General features: G+C 64.9%; 9 protein-coding genes and 1 tRNA gene. 7 read left to right on the forward strand and 3 right to left on the reverse strand.

Going from position 1 to position 9,023, the window contains the following annotated elements:
* From Q0082_RS00255 to Q0082_RS00265, 3 genes are all read left to right on the forward strand, one after another.
* Positions 1-474: S1 RNA-binding domain-containing protein (locus tag Q0082_RS00255; RefSeq protein WP_298188575.1), on the forward strand; the 474-nt coding region annotated here is incomplete at its 5' end.
* Between the two features lie 117 nt (positions 475-591).
* Positions 592-2,709, forward strand: coding sequence for a hypothetical protein (locus Q0082_RS00260; protein ID WP_298188578.1), 2,118 nt, complete (start codon positions 592-594; stop codon positions 2,707-2,709).
* On the forward strand, positions 2,706-3,449 hold the full coding sequence (locus Q0082_RS00265; protein WP_298188580.1) for a DUF3142 domain-containing protein: 744 nt from the start codon (positions 2,706-2,708) through the stop codon (positions 3,447-3,449). Before Q0082_RS00260 ends, Q0082_RS00265 begins: the two co-directional genes overlap by 4 nt.
* On the opposite strand, the gene Q0082_RS00270 is transcribed toward Q0082_RS00265, so the two are convergent.
* Complete coding sequence (locus tag Q0082_RS00270; RefSeq protein WP_298188582.1) at positions 3,403-4,575, reverse strand: GGDEF domain-containing protein; 1,173 nt, start codon at positions 4,573-4,575, stop codon at positions 3,403-3,405. The two genes, Q0082_RS00265 and Q0082_RS00270, sit on opposite strands and share 47 nt — an antisense overlap.
* A gap of 165 nt (positions 4,576-4,740) precedes the next feature.
* The gene (locus Q0082_RS00275) at positions 4,741-5,466 is read right to left on the reverse strand and encodes a GcrA family cell cycle regulator (protein ID WP_298188584.1); all 726 of its coding nucleotides are present in this window, start codon (positions 5,464-5,466) and stop codon (positions 4,741-4,743) included.
* A 122-nt stretch (positions 5,467-5,588) separates the two neighbouring features.
* On the opposite strand from Q0082_RS00275, the gene Q0082_RS00280 reads away from it, so the two are divergent.
* On the forward strand, positions 5,589-6,488 hold the full coding sequence (locus Q0082_RS00280; protein ID WP_298188590.1) for an ABC transporter permease: 900 nt from the start codon (positions 5,589-5,591) through the stop codon (positions 6,486-6,488).
* Between the two features lie 33 nt (positions 6,489-6,521).
* On the opposite strand, the gene hspQ is transcribed toward Q0082_RS00280, so the two are convergent.
* Positions 6,522-6,902, reverse strand: a complete 381-nt coding sequence (gene hspQ / locus Q0082_RS00285; RefSeq protein WP_298188586.1) for a heat shock protein HspQ — start codon at positions 6,900-6,902, stop codon at positions 6,522-6,524.
* A gap of 167 nt (positions 6,903-7,069) precedes the next feature.
* Between hspQ and Q0082_RS00290 the strand changes: the two genes are divergently transcribed.
* The 3 genes from Q0082_RS00290 (at position 7,070) to Q0082_RS00300 (ending at position 8,587) form a co-directional block, all read left to right on the forward strand.
* Positions 7,070-7,159: transfer RNA gene (locus tag Q0082_RS00290), tRNA-Ser, on the forward strand.
* Between the two features lie 396 nt (positions 7,160-7,555).
* Positions 7,556-8,119 (forward strand): tetratricopeptide repeat protein, encoded by a 564-nt coding sequence (locus Q0082_RS00295; protein WP_298188592.1) that lies wholly within the window; start codon positions 7,556-7,558, stop codon positions 8,117-8,119.
* A gap of 18 nt (positions 8,120-8,137) precedes the next feature.
* Complete coding sequence (locus tag Q0082_RS00300; protein ID WP_298188588.1) at positions 8,138-8,587, forward strand: response regulator; 450 nt, start codon at positions 8,138-8,140, stop codon at positions 8,585-8,587.
* Positions 8,588-9,023 lie beyond the last annotated feature (436 nt).

The following is a 9,023-nucleotide window of genomic DNA, read 5'->3' on the forward strand; positions in this document are numbered from 1 at the left end:
ATCCTCGGCATCGTGGAAGAAGCCGAAGTCGGCAAGATCTACGATGGCAAGGTCGTGAACATCGTCGATTTCGGCGCGTTCGTGAACTTCATGGGCGGCAAGGACGGCCTCGTCCACGTCTCCGAGATGCGCAACGAGCGGGTCGAGAAGCCCACCGATGTGGTCAAGGAAGGCCAGGCCGTGAAGGTCAAGGTGCTCGAGATCGATCCGCGCGGGAAGGTTCGCCTGTCGATGCGCGTCGTCGATCAGGAAACCGGCGCCGAGCTCGAAGACACCCGTCCGCCCCGCGAACCGCGTGAGCCGCGCGGTGATCGCGGCGATCGCGGTGGTGACCGTCGCGGCCCCGGTGGCCGTGATCGCGGTCCGCGCCGTGATGGTGGCGGCGGCCGTGACGGTGGTCGTGACCGCGGCCCGCGTGGCGGCGGTGAGGGCGGCGGGGATCATATCCCGGCGTTCCTCAAGTCGGACGACTGATCGCTCCGGCTTGCAGCCAGATGAAAGAGGGGCTCGCGGCAACGCGGGCCCTTTTTTCTTGCCTTGGCGCGGACGGCGGGGAACCATGCGGAGGCAGTTAGAGCGGGGGAGACGACGATGCAGCTGAAGCGCGCCAGAGGGCTGGTCATGGCGGGGCTGCTCGCCTCATCGGGCGCGGCGCTGGCCTGCGCGGACGTGGGCTGCGAGCCGACCTGGTCGCTGTTTGGCGGGGCCCAGGCCTGCCACAACCGCGTGGTGATCGCGCCGGGGAACGACAGCCGGGTCAACCTGCTGGCGCTGCTGCGCGATTCGGCGGGGCTGGGGCTTGGGGGCACCGAGTATCCCAAACCGGAATACGACGAGGAAGGCTTCGGCCATATGTTCCTCGATTGGGGCATGGTGACGCGCCAGTGGGTGCCTGCACTTGATCCGAATGCCGCCGCAACGGCCGAAGTCGTCTCGGGGCCGTGCGACTCTTTCCGTGCAGGAACGCCCGATTTTGCCGCAGCACTTGCGGCCAACCGCGCCATGCCTGGTGCTGACCGCACGGCGCTGACCAATGCGCGCGAAGAGCTCGCCAAGCGCTGCGCCGACAAGGCGCTGCCGGCAGTGCTGCCCGGCGTTGCGGTGACCAGCGCTGCGGGCAAGGCGTTCCTTGGCTACCTCGCTGCCTCGGATGCCTTCTACGATGCCCGCTACGGAGAGGCGGCGAGCGGCTATGCCGCGCTCGTCAGCGTGCCGGATCCGTGGGTGGCGGAAACCGCGCGCTACATGGTGGCCCGCGCTGAACTCCGCGCAGCGCTGGCCAAGAGCATCGACGAGTACGGCTTCTTCGATGGGCTCAAGTCTGTCGACAAGGCAGCGGCCCTGCGCGGCAAGGCGGCGCTGGCAGACTACCTCAAGGCCTATCCCAAGGGCCGCTATGCCGCCTCCGCGCGGGGGCTGGAGCGGCGCGCGCTGTGGCTCTCGGGCGATTTTGCCGCACTGGGGCAGCGCTATGAGAGCCTGTTCGCAGAAGGGCCCAAGGACGGCCTGCCGCTCGTCGATCTGATCAACGAGGCGGATGGCAAGTACCTCTCCACCAGCGATAATCCCAATCCGCGCGGCGGCGGTTTGCTGCTGCTGGCGGCGGCGGACCTCATGGCGATGCGCGTCGCCGATCCCGATGACCGCTATTCGTCGGGCACGGAGGCACCGCTCGATGCGGCCGCGCTGGCCAGCCAGCAGGCGAGCTTCCTGCGCGCGCCGGAACTCTACAATTTCCTGCAGGCGAACCACGCGTTCTATGTCGCGAAGGACTATGCGCGAGTTCTCCAGCTGATCCCGGATGAAGCGCGCAAGGCGAGCTACACCCCGCTCGCGTTCAGCCGGCAGGTGCTGCGCGGGCAGGCCCTGGCGGCCAAGGGTGATCCGAATGAAGCGGGTTTCTGGCTCGAACTGCTCGGCGGCGCGAAGGGGCTGTGGCAGCGGCCCACGGTCGAGCTGGGCCTTGCAATGAATTGGGAGCGGCACGGCAAGCTGGCCGATGTTTTTGCGCCCGGTTCACCGATCACCGACCGCATGGTGCGCGAGATCCTGCTGACCCATTCGGCAGGCCCGGCGCTGCTGCGCCGCGTGGCGCTCGATGTGGAACGGGCGCAGACCGAGCGCGATGCGGCGCTGTTCACGCTGCTCTACAAGCAGTTGAGCCGAGGCGACTATGCCGGCTTCCGCACGAACCTGACGCTGGTGCGGGGCGATGCGCCAACGGACGGGCTGTGGGGCTTTGGGCCCGGCAATGCCGCGCCGCTGGGTCTGTTTCCCAAGGGGCGGACGACGCAGGCCGGGTTTGCCTGTCCGGTACTGCAAGGGACAGTCGCCGCACTCGCGGTTGATCCGCGCGACAATCACGCGCGGCTTTGCCTTGGCGAATTCTGGCGGCTCAACGGCTTCGACACCTTCACCACGCTCGATACACCGCCATCACGCGGTGCATTGGGCGGGGCCGCGAACGAGTTTCCGGGCAAGCCGCTGGCACGCGGGGCGATCTATGCCGCCGTCATTGCCGATCCGCGCAGCGCGCCGGAGGACCGAGCCTATGCGCTGTTCCGCGCGGTCAATTGCTACGGCCCCTCGGGCTACAACGGCTGCGGCGGGGAAGACGTGCCGATCGCGCAGCGCAAGGCCTGGTACGATCGGCTCAAGCGCGATTTCCCCAGGAGCGCCTGGGCGCAGAAGCTGAAGTACTATTGGTGAGACGCACAGGGGCGGCGCTGCTGGCCGCGCTGGTGCTGGCAAGCTGCGGAAAGCCAGAAGCGCCGCGCGTCGATCCGGCGCGCTACGACCGGTTCTTTCTCTGGGCCGGGGTGCCGCCCCCGCCTGCAGTGAAGCGCGCACGCGAGCTTTACATCCTTGGCGGCGAGATCCGGCGCGGTGGGCCTGCCCGGCTGACCGGTATGCGCGCGGGCGTGCCGCACCTCGGACCGCCAAAGGTCTGGCTTACGGTACGCACCGAGCGGCTCGATTGGGATGCAGGTGTCTGGGATGCGGTCCGCGCGATGCTGGCCCGCTGGCGGGCGGCAGGAAACCGGCTGGAAGGGCTGCAGATCGATTTCGATGCCGCGACGCCAGGGCTGACCCGCTACCGCGCGTTCCTCGAGCAGGTGCGGCGCGAATTGCCGCCGGGCATGCGGCTCTCGATCACCGGCCTGCTCGACTGGAGCGCGAATGGCGATCCGGCGGAGCTGGCGCGGCTCGGCGGGCTTGTCGATGAAGTGGTGATCCAGACTTATCAGGGCCGAACCACGATCCCGGGCTATGCCGCGTGGTTCAGCCACATCGACACGCTGCCGCTGCCGCACAAGATCGCACTGGTGGAGGGCGGCGAGTGGACGCCGCCCGCAGCGCTGGCAGGCGACCGGCGCTTTGCGGGCTACGTGGTGTTCCTCCTCAGGCCGCCTTTGCCTCCTGCGGGTCCGGCTGCTCGCCGGCCTTGAGGATGCGGTTGCGGCCTGATTGCTTGGCTGCATAAAGCGCTTCGTCGGCGGCCTTGAGCGCGGCGCTCTTGTCCGCATAGGCAAAGACGTCCGCGATCCCGCCCGAGAAGGTAATCTTGCCGAACGGCGTGTCGTTGGCGCGGTTGATAAGCCGGCGTTCGGCGATCTCCTCGCGCGCGGCGTCGAGCTTCTTCCACGCCTTGTCGACCGTGTGATTTCGCCAGATCACCGCAAACTCTTCTCCGCCGTGCCGTGCCACGAAGCATCGCGCATCGGCGATGCGGTTGAGTGTTTCGCCGACGAACTTGAGCACGCGGTCTCCCGCGGAATGGCCGTGTGTGTCGTTGACGCGCTTGAAGTGATCGATATCGACGAAGGCGACGCACAGCGCTTCGCCCTTTTCCTGCGCCGCGCGCATCTCGCGCTCCAGCATGTGATCGAACGCGCGGCGATTGGGGAGGCCGGTAAGGTGGTCCATGTCGGCAAGCCGACGGGTTTCCTCGAGTGATGTCTGCAGCGCCTGCGCACGGCGCTCGCTGCAGGCGAGTTCGGTTTCGATGGCGATGCTGCGTTCCATCATCGCGCGGGTGAGAGCCGCCAGTTCGGTGATCACGACCCCGGCACGGCCGACACCCTCGAGGTCGTCGACATGCTGCCTGAGGGCGCTGCTGTACTCGCTGGTGGCGCTGCGTGCACCGCTCGTGGTCTTGTTGAATTCATCGAGGCTGTCTTCAAGCCGCCCCATCAGCACGGCAAGCGCCTCGCCGTTCTTGTCGTGCGTACTTTCGCCGCGCTGTTCCTCGATCCAGCCGAGCGTGATCGGCAGGCCCCTTTCGGTGCGCTCAAGGATAAGCTGGGCGAGGCGCGGTGCGCCGCCGGTGACGCATTCGTAAGCAACTGTCAGCGTGCTGGGCAAGACTTCGAGATCATGGTCGATCAGAAAATCGGCGATCTTGCTGATCATCCGCCGCTTGGCCGGGAGCCAGACCTCTCGCGTGGTCACTTCGCGCGCGCCCAAGGCTGCGCCGTCACTGCCCGGTTCGTTGGCATCCTCTTCGGCACTGCCGCTAAACCACTGCCACCAGCGCGACTTGCGCGCGCTCTCGTCTGATGTCTGCTCGCTCATGCCCATGAGAACGGCGGCATCCACCCGGGGTTAACCACGGGTGGATGCTAAAAGGGGCAGGATTCCGGGGTTTTTGGACCGGATCGGACTGACCCGACCGCTTCGATCGGTGTTCGCCGTACCTTCGGATTTAGGCCAAGCTCTACCGAACGATCAGAGCATGGCCTAGCGGACCCGCGGTCCGCCGAAGGGCATCGGCGGCGGCGGACGGCGATGGCCGCGCGGCAACTGCGCCTGATAGGCACGGCCGCAGTGCTCAACGCAATAAGGGAAGCCGGGGTTCACCTTGTCACCGCAGAAGTGGAAATCGGGCTCGCCGGGGTGGCCCATCGGCCAGCGGCAGATGCGGTCGTTGAGATCGAGCAGGCCGGTCTTGTCGGCCACTTCCTGGCTCGGCCGCGCGGGCACGAGGCGGCGAGGCGGGGCAGGGGGGATCGGCGCCTGCTGATCGCCGGGGCCCTGGCGGAGGAAGCCGCCCGGTCCGACCGAGACGATGCGCGGCTGCGGCGGCGCGGCGGGGACATCAGGCGTGGCACTTGCCACCGGGGCTGCCGGTGCGGGTGCGGGCGTGGTGGCGGCAGGCGCTGCCGGCGCACGCGGGGCGGCTGCAGGCTGCGGAGCGGCAGGCGGTGTCGGCGCGGGGCGCGGCGAGGCAACCCGTGGTTCGGGCGGAGCGGCTTCGGGCGCGGGACGCGGCGCCTTTGCGGGCGCGGCCTCGTTCTTCTCGTTCGGCTTGACCGGGGAGGGGCGCGCCTTGAGGCCAAGCCGGTGCGCCTTGCCGATCACGGCGTTGCGGCTGACTCCGCCCAGTTCCTCGGCGATCTGGCTGGCAGTGGCGCCGCCTTCCCACATCTTGGTCAGCTTCTCGATCCGCTCGTCCGTCCAGCTCATGCCGTCTTAAACCCTTCAAAACGCGTCCTGCCAGCAGGTTTCGCTGGAGGCGATGGCAAACCCGGTGGGGTTTGCAGTTCAATGCCTTGCCTTGCTCCGGCATGCGCGATACCGCACCGGGCATGGCCGATCAACCAACTCCAGATATCTCTGGGCCCCTCACCGGGGACTCTGCAAATCGTGAACAACCCAGCCGCGCGGGGGACTTTCCTCCGCCCGGGCAGCTGCGCTTCCGCAGCATCAATCGCTTGGGGCTGTGGACCCTCTATATGAAGGAGGTGCGCCGGTTCTTCAAGGTGCAGACCCAGACGATCTGGGCTCCGGCGGTGACAACGCTGCTCTATCTGATGATCTTTACCCTGGCACTCGGCGGCGGAGGCCGCGTTGTGCTCGGCGTACCCTTCGCTACCTTCGTTGCGCCGGGCCTGATCGCGATGGGCATGATCAACAATTCCTTCGCGAATTCGAGCTTCGGGCTGCTGGTTGGCAAGATTCAGGGCACCATTATCGATTACCTCATGCCGCCGATCTCGAACGCCGAGCTGATCCTCGCGCTCGTCGCTGCGGCCGTCACGCGCGCCATCCTTGTCGGGCTTGCCGTTGCGGGCGCGATGCTGTTCTGGCCGGGCGTGGATTTGACGGTCCATCACCCCTGGGCGGTCATCTGGTTCGGTCTGATGGGTGCCATCCTGCTTGCGCTGATCGGCGTGCTGACCTCGCTCTGGGCCGAGAAGTTCGATCACAACGCGGCGATCACCAACTTCGTGATCACGCCGATGTCGATGCTTTCGGGCACCTTCTACGTGATCAGCAATCTTTCGCCGACCTTCCAGACAGTCAGCCGCTTCAATCCGATCTTCTACGTGATCTCGGGGTTCCGCTTCGGTTTCCTTGGTCAAAGCGACATTGGCACCACCAACGAGGCTGTGCTGCACGGGGCGATCGGGCTCGGCGTGCTCAATGTCGTCCTGTGGGTCGCGATCTATTACATCTTCCAGTCAGGCTGGAAGCTCAAGGCCTGACGGGCTGGCAAGGCCCGCCATCCGCAACTGCGATCAGTGCGAGAGGCCTCTGCGCAGACGATAGCGTCCGTTGCGGAAAGCCTCGAACATCTCGTGCACCGAAGGGTGATCGACGGGGCCGCCTTCGGCATCAGACATCAGGTTCTGCTGGCTGACATAGGCGACGTAGCTGTTCTCGTCGTTCTCGGCGAGGAGATGATAGAAGGGCTGTTCGCGCGGGGGCCGGATTTCGGCGGGGATCGATTCGTACCATTCCTCGCTGTTGGCGAAGACCGGATCGATATCGAAGATCACGCCTCGAAAATCGAACAGCTTGTGGCGCACGACATCGCCGATGGCGAAACGCGCTCGGGAAACGTGGGGAGCCGTGATTTGACGGCCAGCCTGGGGCGAAAAGAAACTCGCTCTGTCCATGCTTGCGAATATAGGGCTGTCCCGCAGGGAAACAAGCGAGCCTTGGTGCATTGGCCGTGGATTGTAGGGGAGGTGTCACCTATTTCCCCTTGGCAAGCGAAGTGCCATGCGCTAACGGCGCGCTTCCTCGACCGGGACGGCCTCGCGCTGGCTCAACGACACTTCGCGGAGAGGTGGCAGAGTGGTCGAATGCACCGCACTCGAAATGCGGCATACGGGTGACCGTATCCAGGGTTCGAATCCCTGCCTCTCCGCCAAGTGCCTTTGAATTAACTTGAAAATTCGCGGCATTTCGCGCGGCATCCCCGATTAAGCCCATGACGCTTGCGCAAACTGGCAGTGCTCTGGCTTGATGAACGAGTTCGGCCGCGACTGCTGTAGTTCCGAGCCCACTTGGCGCTAACCGTCATTCTCACGCCATCCTGGCGGCAAGGGCATCGGCCAAGATCCCTTTTGGCGGCCAGTCAGGGCCAACTGGTGAGCCGCAGTCCTGACTTCTGTATTAGCAGCAGAGACGCTTAATCGTCCGATAACGTCCTTCTGGCATCATACCAGACCGCTGGTGGCGCCAAGCGATGCTGGCAAAGCGCGCAAGGACGAAATGTACCGAACCGAGATCATGGCCGCGACCCTGAGGCAAAGCGGCGTTGCAGGTGGTCGAACAACAAGCAGCGGGATCGAAGCTCAACGGTGATCTGCTCGCGACGATTGGCCAGATTGCCCGAGCCAAGGGCGATGTCGTCACCGCGCTTTCGGTCTATCAGCGCGCTTTCCATATCTTCGAGGCCACAGGCGATCGTCGCAGCCAGGCAAAAGTGCTGCAGTACATCGGGACCCTATACTTCGTAGCTGGCGATTACGAACGCATGCTCAAGTCCTATGCCGATTCGGCAGAGCTGTTCGACGATCCCGCCATCCGGGTTGCCGCGCGCAACAATCAGGGTGACGCTCTCATCGAGCTCAAGCGCTATACGGAAGCTTTTGCGCGGTATCGGCAGGCATTGGACATCGCGCGTGCGATGGACAGCGATGATCTTGTCACCAGCATCCTCACGAATATGGCCTCCGCGCAGATCCGCGCCGACAACCTGGGTGCAGACGCAGGCTCAGGCCAAAGCACTGGGCATTGCCAAGATCCTTTCCCGCCCGATGTCCCCCGCCACGCTGCGAGAGGGGGTAAACGCAATGATCCCGGCAGCCGATTGTGCCGGCAATGAAACAGGAAGAGCTGCAGCATGACTTATCAGGGCCAGACCCCGATCGCGTCTCAGGCCGACGACGCGAATGCGATTCAGATCAAAGCGCTGTACATCGAAGACGACCCGATCAACCGGCTGGTCGTCCGCGACATGCTGGGGGTGGTCGGCATCGGCTACGAAGAGGGCATCGACGGGCCGGATGGTCTCGCCAAATTCGAACAGGACGAGTTCGACATCGTCCTCGTCGATTTGCGCATGCCGGGAATGGATGGTCTTGAAGTGACGCGCCAGATCCGATCGCGTTCCGATGCCAAGGCGGCGACCCCGATCGTGGTGATCACAGCCGATACTGGCTCGGGCATCCAAGAGGACTGCCAGGAAGCGGGAGCACAGGACCTGTTGCTCAAGCCCGTGGCCATGCAGCCGTTGCTCGATACGATCTGTATGCAGGTGCTGTCCTCGAACCCGGACATGCAGATTTTCTGAACGAGATCCTTGGCGATGCTGTAGCGCCACTGTCTGCCGAGCCGTCAAATGGCCATCAAGGCTGCTTGCCGTGAAGCTTCATGCGGCAATCGCGGTGGGCCAGATTGGCCGGCAACTGCTCTCATAGCCGCATCCTGCCGGCAGGCCTGTCATTGCTCATCTCGGATCGACTTGACCCCGAAGCACTCGACCAGCGAAACAGCAATGCTGCATGAAGTTGCGAAGGGAACACTGCGTTCCACTATCCAGCCAATAGAAGTGCTGGCAACATGCAGCGTGGGCGGAAAAAAGATCATCGCGCCCGAGGGAGAGACATGATGACGGACGCCACGCTGTTCCTGACCGACGAGCGCACATTCTGGCATTGCACCGGGGTGCAGGCGCTGTTCTTTCCGATCGGTGACTGGGTCGAGCCGCCTTCGGGTAGCTACGGTGC

Origin of the sequence: Novosphingobium sp., assembly GCF_027489515.1 — a bacterium.
Taxonomy (GTDB): domain Bacteria; phylum Pseudomonadota; class Alphaproteobacteria; order Sphingomonadales; family Sphingomonadaceae; genus Novosphingobium.